Source organism: Nocardioides sp. CER19 (genome assembly GCF_029846275.1).
Lineage (GTDB): Bacteria > Actinomycetota > Actinomycetes > Propionibacteriales > Nocardioidaceae > Nocardioides.
In genome coordinates this window covers 250,457-269,904 of the sequence record NZ_JARVWS010000003.1, presented here as the reverse complement: position 1 = coordinate 269,904, position 19,448 = coordinate 250,457, and the positions used below count along the sequence as shown (strand labels likewise).

At 66.3% G+C, this 19,448-nt stretch carries 15 protein-coding genes; 10 read left to right on the top strand and 5 right to left on the bottom strand.

Features of this window, described 5'->3' with window-relative positions; translation table 11 throughout:
* Window positions 1-220: 220 nt before the first annotated feature.
* The 6 genes from QDS12_RS16780 (at window position 221) to QDS12_RS16755 (ending at window position 6,853) form a co-directional block, all read left to right on the top strand.
* Window positions 221-1,702 carry a recombinase family protein gene (locus QDS12_RS16780; RefSeq protein ID WP_279881027.1) on the top strand — a complete coding sequence of 494 codons (1,482 nt, stop codon included), beginning with the start codon at window positions 221-223 and terminating at the stop codon, window positions 1,700-1,702.
* Between the two features lie 3 nt (window positions 1,703-1,705).
* Window positions 1,706-2,500: a hypothetical protein gene (locus tag QDS12_RS16775; RefSeq protein ID WP_279881025.1), complete on the top strand. Its 795-nt coding sequence runs from the start codon at window positions 1,706-1,708 to the stop codon at window positions 2,498-2,500.
* 87 nt (window positions 2,501-2,587) lie between these two features.
* Window positions 2,588-3,595, top strand: a complete 1,008-nt coding sequence (locus tag QDS12_RS16770) for a DNA polymerase (protein ID WP_279881023.1) — start codon at window positions 2,588-2,590, stop codon at window positions 3,593-3,595.
* A gap of 312 nt (window positions 3,596-3,907) precedes the next feature.
* A complete protein-coding gene (locus QDS12_RS16765; protein WP_279881021.1) occupies window positions 3,908-5,062 on the top strand; it encodes an LAGLIDADG family homing endonuclease in 1,155 nt (384 codons plus the stop codon).
* A 320-nt stretch (window positions 5,063-5,382) separates the two neighbouring features.
* Complete coding sequence (locus QDS12_RS16760) at window positions 5,383-6,012, top strand: hypothetical protein (protein WP_279881018.1); 630 nt, start codon at window positions 5,383-5,385, stop codon at window positions 6,010-6,012.
* Window positions 6,013-6,085: 73 nt separating this feature from the next.
* Window positions 6,086-6,853 carry a hypothetical protein gene (locus QDS12_RS16755; protein WP_279881015.1) on the top strand — a complete coding sequence of 256 codons (768 nt, stop codon included), beginning with the start codon at window positions 6,086-6,088 and terminating at the stop codon, window positions 6,851-6,853.
* A 27-nt stretch (window positions 6,854-6,880) separates the two neighbouring features.
* Here the strand turns inward: QDS12_RS16755 and QDS12_RS16750 are convergent, their stop codons facing one another.
* The gene (locus QDS12_RS16750; RefSeq protein ID WP_279881013.1) at window positions 6,881-7,129 is read right to left on the bottom strand and encodes a helix-turn-helix transcriptional regulator; all 249 of its coding nucleotides are present in this window, start codon (window positions 7,127-7,129) and stop codon (window positions 6,881-6,883) included.
* Window positions 7,130-7,249: 120 nt separating this feature from the next.
* Here QDS12_RS16750 and QDS12_RS16745 point away from each other — a divergent pair, with 120 nt between their 5' ends.
* A complete protein-coding gene (locus QDS12_RS16745; RefSeq protein ID WP_279881011.1) occupies window positions 7,250-8,080 on the top strand; it encodes a hypothetical protein in 831 nt (276 codons plus the stop codon).
* Between the two features lie 24 nt (window positions 8,081-8,104).
* Window positions 8,105-8,446, top strand: a complete 342-nt coding sequence (locus tag QDS12_RS16740; RefSeq protein ID WP_279881008.1) for a hypothetical protein — start codon at window positions 8,105-8,107, stop codon at window positions 8,444-8,446.
* An 89-nt stretch (window positions 8,447-8,535) separates the two neighbouring features.
* On the opposite strand, the gene QDS12_RS16735 is transcribed toward QDS12_RS16740, so the two are convergent.
* The 4 genes from QDS12_RS16735 to QDS12_RS16720 form a co-directional block, all read right to left on the bottom strand.
* Entirely contained in the window at window positions 8,536-9,306 is a 771-nt protein-coding gene (locus tag QDS12_RS16735; RefSeq protein ID WP_279881005.1) for a hypothetical protein, read from the bottom strand.
* 4 nt (window positions 9,307-9,310) lie between these two features.
* On the bottom strand, window positions 9,311-14,089 hold the full coding sequence (locus QDS12_RS16730) for a type ISP restriction/modification enzyme (protein ID WP_279881003.1): 4,779 nt from the start codon (window positions 14,087-14,089) through the stop codon (window positions 9,311-9,313).
* A gap of 447 nt (window positions 14,090-14,536) precedes the next feature.
* Window positions 14,537-15,208, bottom strand: coding sequence for an MBL fold metallo-hydrolase (locus QDS12_RS16725; RefSeq protein WP_279881001.1), 672 nt, complete (start codon window positions 15,206-15,208; stop codon window positions 14,537-14,539).
* Window positions 15,205-15,912 (bottom strand): maleylpyruvate isomerase family mycothiol-dependent enzyme, encoded by a 708-nt coding sequence (locus tag QDS12_RS16720; protein WP_279880999.1) that lies wholly within the window; start codon window positions 15,910-15,912, stop codon window positions 15,205-15,207. Before QDS12_RS16720 ends, QDS12_RS16725 begins: the two co-directional genes overlap by 4 nt.
* Window positions 15,913-16,025: 113 nt before the next feature.
* On the opposite strand from QDS12_RS16720, the gene uvrA reads away from it, so the two are divergent.
* Together uvrA and QDS12_RS16710 are read left to right on the top strand one after the other, a co-directional pair.
* Window positions 16,026-18,932, top strand: coding sequence for an excinuclease ABC subunit UvrA (gene uvrA, locus QDS12_RS16715; RefSeq protein ID WP_279880997.1), 2,907 nt, complete (start codon window positions 16,026-16,028; stop codon window positions 18,930-18,932).
* 79 nt (window positions 18,933-19,011) lie between these two features.
* Window positions 19,012-19,431 (top strand): Rieske (2Fe-2S) protein, encoded by a 420-nt coding sequence (locus QDS12_RS16710; protein ID WP_279880995.1) that lies wholly within the window; start codon window positions 19,012-19,014, stop codon window positions 19,429-19,431.
* Window positions 19,432-19,448 lie beyond the last annotated feature (17 nt).

The window sequence follows — 19,448 nt, the reverse complement described above, 5'->3', positions numbered from 1 at the left end:
CCGGAGCCTAACCTCGTCCGCGCCCCGGCGGGGGCGACTCGCTGCTGGTCGACGACGGTCCGGCTCACCAGCCCCGTTCGCGCCACTCGCCGAGGTGCGGCCGCTCGGCGCCGAGGGTGGAGTCGTTGCCGTGGCGGGATTGCGTTTTAGGCACTTTCGCCTCCCAAAGCCGTACGACAAATAGGACCAGCATCCGGCTGGCCTAGCAGGAGGAGGCCACATGGCAACGGTACAGAAGCGCGGCGGCGTCTACATCCGCATGTCACAGAGCAAGGGCGAGATGAAGATCGAGCAGCAGGAGCAGCAGTCGAGGGCACTGGCGAGGAGCCACGGCATCGAGGTGACGCAGGTATACGTGGACGACGGCATCAGTGCGTCGTACTTCAAGGACCGACCCGGCTGGGCCCAGATGCTGACGGACGTGCAGGCAGGCAACCTCGACGTGCTGCTGGCGCAGAGTGAGGATCGCTTCACCCGCCAGGTGGGGGAGAAGGAATCCCTGATGATCGCCTGTGTCACCTCGGGCGTCACGTGGCTGACCGTGAACGACGGACAGGTGGACCCGGCAACGGCTGACGGGGAGTTCTTCTCCACGCTCCGGGCGGGGCTGGCCCGGATGGAGTCGCGCAGGAAGGCCGAGCGGCAGCGCCAGGCCAACGACCTGCTGGTGCAGAAGGGCATGCCGTTGCTGGGCGGGCGTCGCCCCTTCGGCTACAAGGAGGACAAGATGACACTCCACTCGGTCGAGGCACCGATGATCGCGAGGGCTTACGAAGACCTGATCAGCGGCAGGCGGACCCTGTCCCGGATCCGGACTGACTGGAACGCCGCCAAGGTCCCCACCGTTCGAGGCAACCCCTGGGACCTACCGAAAGTGGAGAAGGTGCTCAGGAGGCCCAAGAACGCCGGATTCGTGCAACAGCGAGGGGGATACGACCCTGAGCACCGAGGCCGATGGGAGGCCATCGTGGACGAGGCGACCTATCTCGCCGCGCTGGCGATCCTCGATGACCCGCGGCGTCGGCTCTCGAAGGTGAGGGAGGCGAAGCACCTGTGCTCGTCCATTGCGCGATGCGGGTCGTGTGGAACGACCATGCGCGTCGCTGGCATGAGCAAGGCGGGTGACGCCGCGTACCGCTGTGGCGTCCACGATGGAGCGGCTCACAAAGAGCAGGGAGTCCGGCACACGTCCATCAGGTGCGCAGACCTTGATCGAGTTGTCACAGAGGCCGTTCTGAGCGCCGTGCTGATGTCACCGGGGGATTCCGTGCCTGACACTGACTCCGCCCGCCTGAGGGCCCTCCACGGCGCGTTGCGGGACGTTCACGAGCACATGGCCAACCTGGTCGGTCTGGTGCGCTCCAGGACCTTTTCCCTGGCGGAGGTTGCGGCGGAGAAGGCGACGCTGACCGCTGAGGCCGACTCAATCGAAGCCGAGATTGCCAACATCAAGCAGCGGAACGCCCGTGCCGCCCTGATGGTCGAGGCGCAGGCCGAACTCTGGCGCGCGGGCGCTCCCTCGTTCACCGAGGCGGCGCAGGTCAGGAAGCAGATTCGCGACAAGTTCCGCGCCCTGGACCTCGGGGCCCGCAGGGCGCTCGTGCGCGGGTTGCTAACCGTCAGCGTCCATCCCGGTCGGGGCGACAGCCGTGTGGAGATTCGTCACTTGGTCGCCACCGTCCTCAACGGCGACGAGGACTGAGCGATGTCTGATCAAGGACTGTCCTCCGGCGACGTGGACGCGCTTCTCGGGACCGTGTGGGGAGCGCACTGTCTTGAGTACAAGGGATCGAATCTTCCCCTCACAATCTCCTTCCCCACGAGGTGCCCGAGGGCGGCTGGACAGCCCGATCACCTGAACCTTGATACGGGGGAACTTCGACCCCCCAGGTGCAAGGCCAACCTCTGCCCCTACTGCGTAAGGGTGAACCGCTGGAGGACGTGCCGCGCCGTAGGCGCCTCGTGTCCGACCGCGTTTCTGACCTTCACGCTGGTGGGCGACGAGTGGCCCGTGATCCAGCGCCGGATGAACAAGTTGATCGAGCGGCTGCGGAACGAGGGTTACAACTACGAGTGGGCGTGGAAGGTGGAGTGCTTCTGGATCAGCGTCAAACGCCCTTGGGGGATGGTGACGAAACACCGCCACCATGTCCACGCCTTCCTCCACGGGGAATCTGTTCCGGATGAGGCGACCTTGGGTGCGGGGGCGGAGCGCGTCGGGTTCGGGTCGGAGTTTCGGTTTTTCCTTCTGACGGACAAGCCTGAGTACGCGGCGCGCTACCTCTGGCCGTGGGACAAGAAGATCATGGAATTTCACGCGCTGAACTTGGGTCACAACCTGCACGTCAACGGTGGTCGCCTGGTCCACCAGTCGCGCAACTTTTGGCGCTACAACGGTGAGCGGATGACGAGCATGGATGCCGTCTTGAAGGCAGAGCGCACCGACTTTGAACGCAGGCGAGCGGCCTCGTCAGCGGGCGTTAGGAGGCCGGTCGCGTAGCACGTTGGGGCTGGCGAGTACGCCTCGCCAGCCCCAACGTGCGATGCCTCGGGCGGGCGACGATTGCCGCCGCCCGGCAAGCCCGAGTTGGAGAGCCTGTTCCCCGGCGCGAGGAAGAAGGACCTGGACGCCCTCCGGTTCTCGGTGCTCGACATGTTCGATCCGAAGGTGCGCGACTACGCCTGCGAGGACGCGGTGTGGACCCTGGGGCTCGACAACCTCCCGGCACCGCTGATCCGCTCCACCGGGCGCTCCCTGATCTACCAGATCGAGATGCAGATCATGTTCATCCTCTGCGACATGGAGGACGCCGGTCACGAGGTTGACTGGGAGGCGATCGAGAAGGCGCGGATGCTGGGCGTCCCCTTCGAGGAGGAGATGAAGAACGCCGCCCGCGCCATGCTCTCCAAGATGGCGGGGGAGGACCTGTCGTCCCTGAACCTCGCCTCCACCCCGCAGATGCGCGAGGCCCTGTACACGAAGATCGGGCTCACCACGAACCGCACCACCGCCAAGGGCGAACTGAGCACCGACGCCCAAGCCCTGGAGGCACTGTCCAAGGAGCACCCGGCAGTCAAGAAGGTCCTGGAGGTCCGCGAGGTCCACAACCTCACCGCGAGGCAGGGGAAGTGGCTCAAGGAGTACGCGGGCATGCACGACAACCGCGTCCACGCCTCCTTCAACCAGATGGTCGTGCCCTCAGGCCGGTTCAGCGCCAACGACCCGGCGATCCAGCAACTCCCGAAGGACTGGCGCTGGAGCATCTTCCCCAAGGTTGACCCCTGGAACGACGACCACTGGGCGCACGTCCGAGAGAACGCGATCCTCGGGAAGCACTACTGGGACGGCAACTTCCGGGACTTTATGATCGCCGCTCCGACGGCAGAACTGACTACTTCACGCGACCCGACACCGGCGCTGCGTCTGCGCACTTGGCCAAGTACGTTCCACGACTGTCTTGAAACTCGACCGTGCAGCGTTCCGTCAGGGTCGTGGACGGCTGACCAGGATCATCACCGCCCTGCGCCAAGAGCGACTCCAAATCGGTTGGGCGATCTTCGGGAGCGGTGGTGTGCCCAGGTATCGCGACGGTGATCAGCATGAGCGTGCAGGTGGTGCTTGCGCCCTTCGACGGGGTGGGCACCGGGCCACATGATGCTGCTTTGTCCTGGAGCGCGACGGGCAGAGGCAGGATGGGGAGTACCACGGCAAGGACGGACGCGGCCAACCGCTCACTGCTGATCCTCGGCGGCTCCGGGCTTGACGCGCATCCGACGAGCAGCGGAATGAGCACCACGCTGGCAGCGCGCCACCGATGCTTCATCTCGGCAGGGTGCCATGGAGGCGACAGTGCTGCAATGAATTGGGAGCGCGGGCTGGACCGTGGCACCTGCCGATACTCCCGCTGTGACGATCAACTTTGGGACACCGAGAAGTGGCCTGGCCGCCGATGAGAGAGTTCTGACCCCGGACGGCTGGACCCTGGTGGGTGACCTCGTCGTCGGAGACTTTGTGATGGGATCGGCGGGATGGCCAGTTGAGGTCACCGGCGTTGTTCGCCTTGGTAGTCAGCCCGCGTACCGGGTGCGGTCAGGGGACGGCTACCTCGACTGTGGTGACGAGCACCCATGGATGGTGGCGAACAAGAACACCAAAAACGCAAAATGGGTGACGAGGAGCCTCCGGGACTTGCTGGTCTCCGGCCTGCGGCAGAGCAGTCGGGCGTCGAAGTACGCCCAGCCGAAGTACCGCCTGCCTGCTCGCCCGGTGGTGCAGTACGGCGAGCAGCACGGCTCGTTGCCGATCGACGCCTATGTGCTTGGCTTGCTCCTCGGGGACGGCAGTTTCAGGCACCCATGGGCCACGTCTTACGGGTCAACCGACAGGGCGCTGCTTGAAGCGGTGAGGACCGAGGCCACGCGGCTCGGCTGCTCCATCCAGTCGGAGAAGGAGACCCACGAGAACTTCTGGGTCTTCTACGCAGCAAGCGGCCAGAAGTACGCCCCGAACCTGCTCACTCGGGCCGTCCGCGAACTCGGACTGTGGGGTCATCGGGACCGCGACAAGTTCGTGCCCGAGCGTTACCTCCTCGCCTCCCCTGCCGACCGCCTTGCGATGCTTCACGGGTTGCTCGACACAGACGGCAACGTCTTGGCGTCCGGCGCGGAGTTCCGCGTGGTCTCCGAGCAATTGGCGCGCGACGTTCAGGACCTGGCCCGGTCCTTGGGCGGATTCGCCTCTTACACGACCCGGACTCCTGACGACTCGGGGTTCGGCGGCAAGCAGTTGATTCACCACATCTACCTCCGGCTCCCGATCGGCGTCCCGACCTTTCGCCTTGCCCGCAAGGAGGAAGTCCGGAAGGAGCGCAAGTACGCCGCGCCGCCGACCCTTCAGTCCGCCGAGTACCTCGGGCTGCGGGAGTTGGTGAGTATGGCGGTGGCAGCCGAGGACGGGTTATTCATCGCCGGGGACAGCCTGCTAACTCGGGGCGACTGCGACCCCACTGCGGCCACTCCGGCCTTCTCCTGGATCGAGCCGCGTGCCGCGCTGGCCGGGTGAGCGAGCCAGACGTCCGTGAACCCGTGGAGGGCCGTGATTCTGAGAACGTCAATTTGAAACGGGTATAGAGACGCTCTCCGGGCTCCTCCGGCATGTTTACAACTGTCAGCACGGGCTGTACGAAACCGACCGTTTTCGCACCTACTACGTCTGCTGTGGCAAGCGCTCGGCTCAGGGCCTAGATACCCCGCCCACTTGGGTCGTCCGCAGCGTCGGTTCTCACCACATCCCGGTACATCTTCTGTCGAGGCCTCGGCCCCTCGTGGGCAATTCCATAGGCTCGCGCGCGGGCAGCGATCGGGCGAGAGGGACGGGTTACCTTGGACGTGTTCCCACTGTTGGCGTTCCTCGGCGTGACGGTTTACGCGGTGTGGCTCTGCGCGGGCTCGATCAGCGGCCTGCTTGTTGTGCTTCCCTCACTGATCGTGTGGGTGAGGTGGCTCGGTTCGATGCTCAACTTTCTCCCCGGACGTGACCGTGAGCGTCCACCACACCAGGCCTTGTTCGAGACACACCGACCTAGCAAGACCATCACCGCCATAGGGGACAAGTTCGACGTGGCGTGGCTGCGGGACGCGGGCAAGTCAGTGACTACTTGGATCGATGCAAGCGACGCTCGTACTTCCTTGGTTCTCGACGCGGGCGTCGTCCTGGCTGGCGTGGCCGCCCTGGTTGTCGTGGGACGGGCCTTGAGCGAGCGCCTGCAGGCGGTCTCCTTCACTACGCTCGCCGCGCTTTGGGTTGGAGTGGCGCTCGTGGCCGAGGCTGGCGGAGACGCGTGGCCCGCAATTTTGCTGATCGGTGCCGTCCTCGTCATCGTCCGCGTCGTCGCCGGACTCCTGCGCGGCTATGTCCTCGCCCGCAATCTGACGATGGTTGGCCTCCTCGTCGGATGGGCGCTTGTGATGTTCCCCTTCGGGATCTTCGTAGTCCTGTTCGGAGAGGCGTAGGGCTGCTGTGCCAGGCGTCTTGATACAGCGGGGCTCGCAGTTCCGCATCCCGGCGGGCACGATCCTGGTCTCGTTGAACGACGAGGGCGACGAAGTCGTTCACCCACTGGTCCCCGAGACGCGCATGGACATGTGGCCCCACTGGCTTCACGAGGCCCTCGACGCGACGGTCGCCGCGCTCGACGCCAACGAGGCGGTCGTGGCGGAGTCGAACGCTCTAGCCCTGGCCGAGGCAGCCGGGAGCCCGGTGGAGGACCACCAGGGGCTTTCGGACCTTCTGGACGTGGAACTCCGGGCGTCGATGCGGGCAATCTCGGCTGCTGCCTTCGCTGTGGACGCGTTCTACGCGTCGGTGCAGGCACGTTCTCCAGATCACCCATCCCGCGAGTTGTGGCGCACGGTCAAGGAGGACGGCAGCCGAACATCTCGACACGCAATCGTGTTCGAGACGCTCCGATACCACCTCAAGGTCCGGAGGCGCGCGGCAAGCCTCTTCCGGCCCTGGATCAAGGAACTGTTCGACTACCGGGGATGGGCCGTCCACGCGAGCGCGAAGTTCCGTGCCGTGGTCCACCGCGTGGATGTAGACCGTGGCGTCGATTGGCACTATGCGGCGTTCCGAGCGGAGAACGCGGTCGCGACGATGGCTCGCGTCATGGCGATGCTCGACTCGCTGATCACGGTGCTCGACCGAGGCTCGGACGAGGTGCGGGACTGGCAGCCGCACGCCCGCGAGCGCCTAGACGAGGCCATCACTCGGTATGACGCCGAGAGCAGGCTGCCGCGCATCCAGTGGCACGGGCGCGCCGGAACAGCCGCACCGGAAGGTGATCCGACATGAGCCTGCCAGGCGACGGTTTGATGCGGTCTACCGTCCGCCGCGCGGCACGAGCAGATCAGCGGGCTCGACGTTGAGCGCCGAGGCGATCTTGGCGATCACCAGCAGGCTGGGGTTTCGCTGGCCGTTCTCTACCTGGCTGACGTAGGACCGATCGAGTTGGGCGCGATCCATCAGTTGCTCCTGGCTCCAGCCGCGCTCGGTGCGCAACTCACGGACGCGTTCCCCGAAGGCTCGAAGAATTGCATTTTCAGAAAACGACAGGCGGCCTTCAGACACTCACCTGACTTTGGACACACCTGGCCTCGACTGCTGTAGACGATCGTCAACATTTGTCGCGTGGCTGTGGTAGATCAGCCACGGACACCTTGAAGTCGAGGTCCGGACAGGGAGATGGGCATGGGGTGGGAGGTCTCGCCGCCGCTGGCGGCAGAACTGGGCGACAACGGCCCCTGGGTCTGGCACCTCAAGGACGCATGGCACGCGTGCACCACAGACGCTCGCGAGGTTCACCGGCCCCGCAAGCCAGCCCTCGGCGTCGCGGACTGGCATGGCCGCTTCATCGCCTACTGGACCCCCATGTTCCAGCCGCTCTTGTTCGGCCTGGGCTGGACGCGCCCCGACGTTGGGCTCGCACGCTGGCGCGACATGGGCTACCCGGCTCTCGACCCGATCCTCAACGCGGCCCTGCGCTGGTGGGGCAAGTCCGGCATCGAGGACTTGCTGGCCTGGGCTGCCATCACAGATGTCTTCATCAAGCAGGCCGAGGTGTTCGGAGAGCAAGTCGGCATGGGATTGACGCAGCAAGGTCGGCTGCCCGACGCCCCGGCCTGGGAGGCTCGCCGCCACGAGCGCCCGTGGAAGGACACCTGGAAGGGCGGGGGCGACCCGTTTCACCTGTGGCACCACGCCGTGCTGCCGCTGGGCCTCGATTGGTCACCCGGCAAGGGGGCGCACCTCGGACAACTCGCTGCTGCGCCGAAGGTCTACGACGTGAGGGTTGGGAGCCAGCAAGGGTCTGTCTTGCTCGCTGACACCTACCCCGGCTGGTACCTGCGGCTGGCACAGAAACCACCGATCACGGACTCGGGGGTTGTGGATGTCGTCCGCAAGCCGGTCGGCTGGCTTGGTGCCTTCAGGAGGTCGCCGGATACGAAACTCTGGCACCGCACAGCGCATGACCTGCACCTGCTCGGCCAGGGCCACGGCCAGTACGCACCCGAGGCATAGCAGCCCCCCAACAGGAGTACGACGATGAGCAACGACTATCGGCCCCAGGTGGGCTTCAACACCGACATGGACGCCGACCAGTGGATGCACACGGATGACCCGGACTCGGTTCGCTGGATCGTGACAGTTGTCGGCAAGAAGACCGGCGACGACTCACCTCGCGTCATCGAGCCGAGGTCTGAGAACTGGCCGTACTTCCCTGCGCGCGGCAACCAGACATTCCTCAGCGCGTGGTCGATTCCAGACTTCACCCAAGGCAAGTGCCACATCGAGATTGACGACGGGGACGGCAACGTTCACCTGGTCGGCACCTGCCCCCACCAACCGGATGGCGCTGTCGCCTCAGCCCCGCTCAACCGCCCCTGAGACGACTTCTCCGACATCAACGATCCAGACGCCCAATTCGCACGCGCACGTCAGTGGCCCCCGCATGCCGCTGTTCGCGCGGATGACGCCTACTCCTCGCCCGCCTCGAACTCGGTGACCTCGCGGACCTCAAGCCCCTTGGAACGGGCGATCCGGTCGAGAAACTTGGTCGAGGTTACGTACCACTCCGAGCCGCCCCGCTGCGTCCTGCCGCCCGCGTGGTCAGCGTCTCGCAACCAGCCGTGGAAGTCGCGCTCCGCCGCTGCCGACTCCTCGACGGGGTAGATGCGAAGCAGAATCGGGTCCTCGGGCAGCGCGGTCAGCCTGCCCTGCGACGAGGCCCGGTAGTAGGCGTCCCTGGAGGAGTGCCCGACCTTCAGCAGGGTCCGTCCCGTCTCGGGGTCGTACGGGTACCGCAGGTAGTGCGGCAGCGTGTAGACGTAGATGCCGGGGGTCCCAGCAGCCTCCGCCGCCTTCGTCGCTTCGACGGCCTCCGCGACTTCCTCGCTCTGCGCTTCCCGGTCCGCCGCGCGCGACGCGATCAGCACCTCCTGGGCGATCAGGTCGTCGCGCAACTGGGGGCTCAGATCGAGATTCTTGAGCCATGCGCGGACCCTGCGGCCAGCAGACTGCGCCACGCTAGGCGCGGTAGGTACCTCACCGTCTCTGAGTACGCGCACTAGCATGCGGTAGATCGAGACCCACCCGGTCGTCGCAGTGCCCTCGGCTTCCGCCATCTGCTGGGGCGTGAGGCCTTGCTTCTCGTACTGCCACAGACGACCGAGCACGGTGTCGTCGGCTTCGAGAAGGCGCTCGACCTCAGCCCTGCGGTCGTAAGGCTGCGGCACGTCTACGGTCACGAACTCACGCCCCCTCGATGATGTCGAGCGGCGGCAAGGCGTCCACGATCTTGTTGGTCTCGACGGAGACCGTGACGACGCGCGCGAGCAGGTCGAGGATGTAGCGCGGGTCTCCGACCTCCCGAGACCAGTCGTTGGGATCGTTGATGATCTTGGAAGCCTTGTCGGTCTTCACGTAATAGCGGTCGATGATCCACTCGATGGCGGACCTGGAGCCGAGCATGTATCGGTAGGCGTCCTCGGGGATGCCGCGCAGCGTGATGCGGTCGTTGTAATGGATGACGGAGCGGTCGGAGCGCTCGCCAGCGGCCTTCTGGGCGGCACTCGGCTTGCCGAAGGACATCTTCTTGCCGCCGACCGCGAAGAAGTCGTAGGCATCGCCGGTCGGCTGGGTGTCGAGCCCCTCCAGCGGGTAGGGCGTCACGGACTCGTAGCGGAGGTGGAGGCTCGACAATGCACGGCCTGCGGCCACGTAGGCCTCGAAGGCGCGGACCATCGGGATGCGTGGGAGCAACTTCTTGAGGTCAGCGGCGTAGGTCTCCCGGTACGACGGAGAGTGAAGCAGGCCGTAGGTGTAGAAGAAGATGTCGTCCTTGGTGACTGCTTCGTCCGGATACGCGGCCTGGAACCGCTTGAGCGCCTCATCCCTGACATTGTCGAACCTTTGGTAGCCGTCCGTCTGGTTGCCGCCTCCGGTGAGGTCGAGCATGCCGGGTTCAGCCACCCTTTCGTATCTCCAGCGGGCGAAGAACTGGCCGCTGCTCGAACCCCAGAAGGCGAGATCGACGGGCACGCTTGAGGCGAAGAGGCTGAAGGGACGATCGGAACCCGTGCCGGTGAGGTAGAAGCCGTGATTGAACGTCTTCGCGGCTGGATACGTCCGGCGGAGCACGCCAGGCCTGTGAATCCACCAGACATCTGAATACAAGCGTGTCTTCTCGAAGGGCCGGTACTGGACCACACGAGGCTCAGCCTTTGCCAACTCGATCCGCTCGCCTCGGGCCAACTTGGCGTCGAGCGATGAGGACCACTTGATGGCGGCGGGGTCGTCTGAGCGCCTGCCCGCGAGGGCCTGTCCATAGGACTCGACGGCTTTCGTCATGTGTTCGCGAAGCCTTGCGGAAGACGCGTTGTAGACCCATGCATCGCGGTTCGTCTGCACGCCTGGACCGAACTCTGAAAAGACGCGTTCTCCATCGCCGGCGAGGGCTAGGAACCGCCCGAAATCGTCGCGCCGTTGGTTGAGCCAGTCGCCATGCTCGTCGGGCACGATCGCTGACGAGGCGAGCCCATAGACGCTCGCCGCCTGCGAGACCTTCTCCAACTTCTGTTCTCTTGTGAGGTAGTCCCCCACATCCGTGTAGTGGATGGTCGCCTCGCCAGCCTTTGCGTTGTCCTTGACGAGGACAGTGATGGCAACGGTCGCGCGGCTACCACCGCCGAAAATCTTGCCGCCCTCCTTCCGAGACTGCTCGCCTGCGGTGCGCTGGTTGCCGCGCAGGTTGTAGATGTAGATGGAGGCGAACTCTTCTGCGAGTGTTGTCCTCAGACCGTCAGCCGTATTCGAGTCGATGAATCCGCCGTTGGTTACGAACGCGATGACGCCTCGATCTTTGATCCTGAGGGTCGCCCATTTGATGGCGCGGATGTAGGAATCGTAGAGCGAATTCTTGTTGGTGGCGGTGGAACGTTCGGCGTAGGTGTTCCGGATTTCTTCGTCCAGCGACGGGTACTTCTCGTTCGCGTTGTTGTCGTTGGCCGAGTCCTGACCAGAGGAGTAGGGCGGGTTGCCGACGATGACGGTGATCGGCAACTTCTTGAGTGCTTCGAGGCGGGCGTTGTTCTCAGGGAACACGTCCAGGTCGGGCCGGTCGTCTGGCTCCCAGGACTGGAATGTGTCAGTCAGGATGAGGCCGGGGAAGTCCTTGGGTTCTCCGGTCAGGTCCGCGTACGTGGTCTCGATGTTCACCGCAGCGATGTAGTAGGCCAGGAGCAGAATCTCGTTGGCGTGCAGTTCGTTGGCGTACTTGCGAGCCAAGTCGTGAGACTCGATGAGACCGGACTGCAAGAGCCGGACCATGAAGGTGCCGGTGCCGGTGAAGCCGTCGAGGATGTGGACACCTTCGTCGGTGAGCCCCTGCCCGAACTCAGCACGGAGAACGTCGTCGGCGGACTTGAGGATGAAGTCCACGATCTCGACCGGGGTGTAGACGATGCCCAACTTGTCCACGGTCTTCTTGAAGGCTGTGGCGAAGAACTTGTCGTACAACTCGATGAGGATGCGCTGCTTGCCCTCGGCATTGTTCACACCCTCGACGCGTCGCCGGACCGAGGCGTAGAAGGTCTCCAAGGTGGCGTTCTCGGAGTCGAGGTTGTGCTCATCCAGGGAGGCCAGCATCAACTCCATGGTCTGGGCGACGGGGTTGTTCGCGGCAAAGTTGTAGCCCGAGAAGAGGGCGTCGAAGATTGGGCGGGTGACGAGGTGCTGGGCGAGCATCTCGATCGCCTCGTCGCGGGTGATGTTGTCATTCAGGTTGCCGCGCAGGCCGTCGAGGAAGACGGCGAACTCCTTGGCGGGGTTGGAGTCCTCGTTCGCGAGAAGGCCGTTGATGCGGGTGATGTGGGCCTGGGCGATGTCGGAGACATCCTTGGCCCAGGTCTCCCAGTAGCGTCGCTCTCCGACCTTCTGGACGATCCGGGCGTACATGGCGTCGCGGAAGCCGTCGAAGGCGTAGTCGATGGACAACTGCTCAGACTCGGGCTGCCGCTGCTGGTCGGCGTCCGCGCCGGGGAACTCGACCTCCGGGCGCGGGGTGACGTTGTCGATGACGAGCCGGTCGGTCTTGCGCTTGTTCAACTCGATCTGGTTGATCATCGCGTGGAAGCGGTCGTCGTGGGACCGCAGCGCCTGGAGGACCTGCCAGACGACGCGGTAGCGCTCGTTGTCCTTCAGAGCCTCCTCCGGGGCGATCCCGGAGGGCACGACGATCGGCAAAATGATGTAGCCGAGTTCCTTGCCAGGGGCCTTGCGCATGACGCGGCCCACCGACTGCACCACATCGACCTGTGAGCCGCGCGGGGTCAAGAACATGACCGCATCGAGCGCGGGCACATCCACGCCCTCGGAGAGGCATCGGGCGTTGGTGAGGATGCGGCACACGTCGTCGGGCGTGGACTCCTTGAGCCACGCCAGGTGGGTGTTGCGCTCGTGGATGCCCATCGTGCCATCCACGTGCGCGGCCTCCACGCGGAGGCGGTTGGTCGGTCCACTCTCGTGCTCGTCCTGCAAGGCCCGGTCCACGAGCACCGGGAAGGACTGGGCGGCGGTCTTGGACGCCTTGATGTCCTTGGCGAAGGCGACGGCGGTCTTCATCGACTTGAGGTTGCCGCCCTCAGCATCCTGGTCGGCGGTGCCGTAGTGCTTGGCGAGGCCGTTCCAGCAGCCGATCAACTTGGCGGCGTCACCGAGGGCAATCTCCCCACCTGTCGCCATGGCGTTCTGGAAGTTCTCGGCCACGTACTCCTCGTCCACTGCGAGGACGAGGACCTTGTAGTCGGTGAGTAGGTCGGCCTCGACGGCGTCCCCGAAGCCGAGTCGGTGGAACTCCGGGCCGTAGACGGTCTCATCGGCCATGTCGGCAAGGATGGCCTCGGCCTCGGTCGCCTTGCGCTTGACTTCCTCACCGAAGACGCGGGGTGTGGCGGTCATGTAGAGGCGCTTCTGGGCGGCGAGGTAGGCGTCGTCGTGGACCTTCACGAACGCCGACTCGTCGCCGCCTGCGAGAGTGACGCCGGTGGTGCGGTGTGCCTCGTCGCAGATGACCAGGTCGAACTCGGTCAGCCCGAGTTCCTGGGCCTGGTGGATCACGTCGATGGACTGGTAGGTCGAGAAGACGACCGTCATCCGCTCGGTGGCGTGCTTGCCAACGTTCATCCGCGCGACCAGGGTCGGCGCGTCAGTCGTCGCGGGCTCGGCCAGGTCGATGACGGAGATGTCGGCGTCGTCGGTGTTGGTCTGGCGACCGACCCGCACGTCGGAGCAGACCGCGAACGGGCGAATCTCGACCTCGGTGTTGGCCATCCACTCCCGGAGGCTCTGCGAGAGCAGTTGGATGCTGGGCACCAGGAACAGAACCGTGCCGCCTGGGCCGACCAGTTCCTCCGCGATCTTGAGCGAGGTGTAGGTCTTGCCGGTGCCGCAGGCCATGATCAACTTGCCGCGCTCCTGGGCGCGGAAGCCGTCGAAGACATCGATAAGGGCTGACTGCTGGTGGGGGCGGAGGGCCTTCTTGCCCGTGGAGACGAGCACCTCGGGGGTTGCCCAGGAGTACTGGGACCAGTCGAAGGCCGACTCCTCTAGCCAGGCGATGTCGATCCGCTGAACCGGCACGGCCTGGTGGGCCAGGGTGTCGGTGGCGTTGGGGGACCAGGACTTGGCGGTGTCGAAGATGTAGCGGCGTGTGAACTCCTTGCCGCCAGAGGCGGAGAGGAAGGAGTCGATGTCGCCCTTGGAGACGGTCGCTCCGGGTGCGTAGAACTTGCACTGGACCGCCGCGTAGCCGTCCTCGTCCCGCAGGGCGGCCACGAGGTCGATGCCGGTGTCTGGGCGACCCTGGCGCCCCTCCCACTCGGTCCACAGCCACACGTCGGAGAACCGAGCAGCCCACTCGGGGTCGTTGAGTAGGTAGGTCTTGATGAGACGCTCGAACTTGTCGCCCTTGTCGCGCTCATCGAGGGCCTGCGCACGGAGGTCGCCAAGCACCTCGTAGATCGTCACTGACACCCAGCGGATTTTGCCCTAAGCGCCGGTCCGCCTGGGTAAGAAGGGCAGATTGCCCCCGGTGGGCGCGCCGTCGCCCAGCACCAGCGTTCCGTGACTAGCAGTCGCAGATCGTCAGGAAACACTCCGGGCACACGAGCGGTGCCGGTGCCGGATCGCCTCCACAACGCAGGCATGGACGCCAGCCCGCGACGCCTTGCTCAATGGCATCTGTGCGAGTCCAGCCACTCGGTCCGTGATGTAGCCACTCCCATCTCTGACCGCTTGTGAGGTCGAACTCCAGCATCGCTTCGCGCGCCGCGTCGTCTGAGTCGCGAAGCGCAGGGCACCCCAGAGTCGAGTGGTAGATGCCCGAGACGTTCCACCGTTCCGCGAAGGCGACGCGGGTCGCTGCAACTGCCCAAACCGACCTCCGAGCCGACGAGGTCGGGTGAGCAAGATACGTGGCCACTACCAGCCTCGCTCGCGCCACTCGGCTAAGTGGGGACGTTCCACACCTAGAGAACTATCATTCCCGTGACCGGGGTAGAACCAGGTGTCGTCCGGCAGCCGCTGGAAGATCCGTTCCTCCACGTCGTTGATGAGCTGCTCGAACGCCCCCATGTCGCCGAAGGTGTTGCCGACGCCGCCGGGGAACAGCGAGTCGCCGGTGAACAGGTGTGGGGGGCCGGCCGGGTCGGTGTAGAGCAGGCAGATCGAGCCGGGCGTGTGCCCACGCACGGCGATCACCTCGAGCTCCGACTCGCCCACGGCGATCCGGTCGCCCTGCGTGACCGCGCGGGTGATCGGTACGCCGGTCTGCTCGGTGATGGCGGCGGCGTCGGGCTCGCCGGCGATCGTCGCCGCACCGGTCGCGCCGACGACGTCGGCGAGGGCTCGGTGGTGGTCCCAGTGCTGGTGCGTGGTGATGACGGCGTCGAGGCCGGAGGCGCCGATCCAGGGGACCAGGCGATCGGGCTCCGCCGCCGCGTCGATGAGCACCTGCGCGCCGGTGTGCCGGCAGCGCAGCAGGTAGCAGTTGTTGGACATCTTGGGGTCCACGGCGACCTTGTGGATCGTCAGGTGGAGCAGGTCCCGGCCGTCGTAGAGGCCGCCCGGCCTGACCACTCCGGTGTAGCTCACATCGCCTCGATTCCCGGCAGCACGCCGTCGTCGCTGGTGGGCCCGGCCGTCCCTGGGTACGGCGGCCGCCCGGTCGTCCACCACGCGAGCTCGTGACCCAGCCCGGTCACGGTCGGTCCCGGCGTACCGATCTCCCACGACTCGCCGAGGTCGCTCGCCACGGCCAGGACGCCCGGACCGTGCCAGTGGCCGGCCTCGTGGTCGAGGAGCACCCGGGTGAACTCCTCCGGCCAGTCGGCCGGCGCGTAGCCCGCCCCGAGGTCCGCGTGGTGGATCTCGACCTCGCGCAGCCGCATCGACGCGACGGCCCCGGCCGGGAAGAGGAGGCCCGACCCCGGCGTGCGCTCGATCCTCGTGCCGGCCAGCTCCTCGGGCAGCGCCGTGATCGCTGCCGCCAGCCGGGTCACCGAGGCCATCACCCGGTCGCGGATCTCCTCGGGCGCCTCCGCGCCGAGCTTGTCGATGTCGGCGTCGCGGTCCTCGCCCGAGCGGTACATCGTCACGGGCTCGCCCTCGATGACACCGACGAGACCCCCCGTCAGGGCCTCGGCGTTGAGGGCCAGGTGGGCGACGACATGCGCGACGGTCCACTCGGGGAGCAGGCTGGGTCGGCGCCACGCATCGCCCGGCAGGGAATCAACGGTGCGCACCAGGCGCTGAGAGGCAGTGCGGAGAAGTTCCGCGGTCGGTGTGGGGTGGCTCACGGGGACCATCCTGGCACCCGCACCACCGTGGTGGCTCCTGCTACCATGGCGAACACCTGTTCGACTCTGCGGGAGTCTGCGAGCAGGGTCCAATCATCACGAAGAGGAGCGGCGTGGCCGACCAGCTGATCATCCGGGGCGCTCGGGAGCACAACCTGAAGGACGTCTCCCTCGACCTGCCACGCGATGCGCTGATCGTGTTCACCGGTCTCTCCGGGTCCGGCAAGTCCAGCCTCGCGTTCGACACCATCTTCGCCGAGGGTCAGCGACGCTACGTCGAGTCGCTGTCGGCGTACGCCCGCCAGTTCCTGGGCCAGATGGACAAGCCCGACGTCGACTTCATCGAGGGCCTCAGCCCGGCGGTGTCGATCGACCAGAAGTCGACGTCCAAGAACCCGCGCTCGACGGTCGGCACGATCACCGAGGTCTACGACTACCTCCGTCTTCTCTACGCGCGCGCGGGGCGCCCGCACTGCCCGACCTGCGGCGCGCCGATCGAGCGGCAGACGCCGCAGCAGATCGTCGACCGGATCCTCGCGCTCGAGGAGGGCAAGCGGTTCCAGGTGCTGGCGCCGGTCATCCGCGGCCGCAAGGGCGAGTACGTCGACCTGTTCGCGCAGCTCCAGAGCCAGGGCTACTCCCGAGCGCGCGTCGACGGCGAGACCCACACGCTCGACACACCGCCGAAGCTCGACAAGCAGAAGAAGCACACGATCGAGGTGGTCATCGACCGGCTCCAGGTGAAGGAGTCGTCGAAGCGTCGCCTCACCGACTCGGTCGAGACGGCGCTCGAGCTCGCGGGCGGTCTCGTGCTCATCGACTTCGTCGACGACAAGACCGAGCTGAAGTTCTCCGAGAAGATGTCGTGCCCCAACGACCACGTCATCGACACCGACGACCTCGAGCCCCGCTCGTTCTCCTTCAACAGCCCGTTCGGCGCCTGCCCGGCCTGCCACGGCCTCGGCACCCGGATGGAGGTCGACCCGGAGCTCGTCATCCCCAACCCCCAGGCGACGCTGGGGGAGGGTGCCATCCAGCCGTGGAGCCATGCCCACATCTCCGACTACTTCCTGCGCCTCCTCGGCGCGCTGGGCAAGGAGATCGGGTTCGACCTCAACACGCCGTGGGAGGACCTGTCGGCGAAGGCGCAGAAGACGATCCTCGACGGCCACGTCCGCCGGGTCCACGTCGTCACCACCAACCGCTACGGCCGCCAGCGGGCCTACGACGCGGAGTTCGAGGGCGTCCGCTCCTACGTCGAGCGCCGGCACCGCGAGGCGGAGTCCGACACCAGCCGTGAGCGGTTCGAGGGCTTCATGCGCGAGGTGCCCTGCCCGACCTGTGCCGGCAGCCGGCTCAAGCCGGTGTCGATGGCGGTCACGCTCGGCGCCAAGGACCCTGTCACGGGGGTGGCCGGCAAGAACATCGCCGAGGTCTGCGCGCTGCCGATCGACGAGGCGTCGGCCTACCTGCGGACGGTCCAGCTCAGCGTCCGCGAGAAGCAGATCGCCGAGAGGGTCCTCAAGGAGATCCAGGAGCGGCTCCAGTTCCTGCTCGACGTCGGCCTCGACTACCTCTCGCTGGACCGCCCCTCGGGCTCGCTGTCCGGCGGCGAGGCGCAGCGCATCCGGCTCGCGACGCAGATCGGTGCCGGCCTGGTCGGCGTCCTCTACGTGCTCGACGAGCCGTCGATCGGCCTGCACCAACGCGACAACGCCAAGCTGATCGAGACCCTGGTGCGGCTCAAGGAGCTCGGCAACACGCTCATCGTCGTCGAGCACGACGAGGACACCATCCGGGTCGCCGACTGGGTCGTCGACATCGGTCCGGGCGCCGGCGAGCACGGCGGCCACGTCGTGCACAGCGGCACGGTCAAGGAGCTCTACGAGAACGAGAAGTCGATGACCGGCCAGTTCCTGGCCGGCAAGCGCGAGATCCCGGTACCCGCCGTACGCCGCCCGACGACGAAGGGCCGCGAGCTCAAGGTGCTCGGCGCCAAGGAGAACAACCTCAAGGACATCGACGTCTCCTTCCCCCTCGGCGTCTTCCTGGCCGTCACCGGCGTGTCCGGCTCCGGCAAGTCGACCCTGGTCAACGACATCCTCTACACGTCGCTGGCCAAGCAGATCTACAACGCCAGGACCATCCCCGGCCGGCACCGCACGATCACCGGTCTCGAGCACGTCGACAAGGTCATCCACGTCGACCAGAGCCCGATCGGGCGTACGCCGCGGTCCAACCCGGCGACCTACACCGGCGTGTTCGACCACGTCCGCAAGCTGTTCGCCTCGACGCCCGAGGCGAAGATGCGCGGCTACCAGCAGGGCCGGTTCTCGTTCAACGTCAAGGGCGGTCGCTGCGAGGCGTGCGCCGGCGACGGCACGATCAAGATCGAGATGAACTTCCTGCCGGACGTCTACGTGCCGTGCGAGGTCTGCCACGGGCAGCGCTACAACCGCGAGACGCTCGAGGTGCACTACAAGGGCAAGAACATCGGCGAGGTCCTCGACATGCCGATCGAGGAGGCGGTCGACTTCTTCGCCGCCGTCCCGGCGATCGCCCGGCACCTCAACACGCTGCTCGAGGTCGGACTGGGCTACGTCCGGCTGGGCCAGCCGGCGACCACGCTCTCCGGCGGCGAGGCGCAGCGGGTCAAGCTGGCGAGCGAGCTGCAGAAGCGCTCCACCGGCCGCACCGTCTACGTGCTGGACGAGCCGACGACCGGCCTCCACTTCGAGGACATCCGCAAGCTGCTCGGCGTGCTCTCCAGCCTGGTCGACAAGGGCAACACCGTCCTCGTCATCGAGCACAACCTCGACGTCATCAAGACGGCCGACTGGATCATCGACATGGGTCCCGAGGGCGGCAACAAGGGCGGCACGGTCGTCATCGAGGGCACGCCGGAGGAGGTGGCCGCGCACTCCGAGTCGCACACGGGCCGCTTCCTCAAGCCGCTGCTCGACGGTCGCGAGGCGGCCGCGTCGAAGCCGGTGCGGCGGCGGGCCAAGAAGGCCAGCTGAACCCGCCACGGCGCACAGCCGTGACACAGGCGGGCGGACTAGGCTCGCCGCGATCGACGACCACCGACCAGGAGACCCGATGTCCGACCAGCTCAGCCGACGTACGACCCTCGCCGGAGCGGCCGGGCTCACGGTGGGACTGCCGGTGCTCGCCGCCTGCGGCGGCGGGGGCGGTGGGTCCAGCGCGAGCGAGACGCCCCGCACGAAGACCGGGACGGTGGTCGGTCCGACCAACGACGTCCCGGTCGGTGGCGGCAAGATCTACGGCGACCTCAACCTCGTCGTGACGCAGCCTGAGTCGGGCACGTTCAAGGCCTTCAGCGCGACCTGCACGCACCAGGGCTGCCAGGTGGGGTCGGTGAGCAAGGGCACCATCGACTGCCCGTGCCACCTCAGCAAGTTCTCGATCGACGACGGGTCGGTTGAAGGCGGACCGGCGTCGCGGCCGCTTCCGAAGGTCGCGATCACCGTGGCGAACGGGCAGATCACCGTCGCCTGAGTGCGTACGGGCACGTA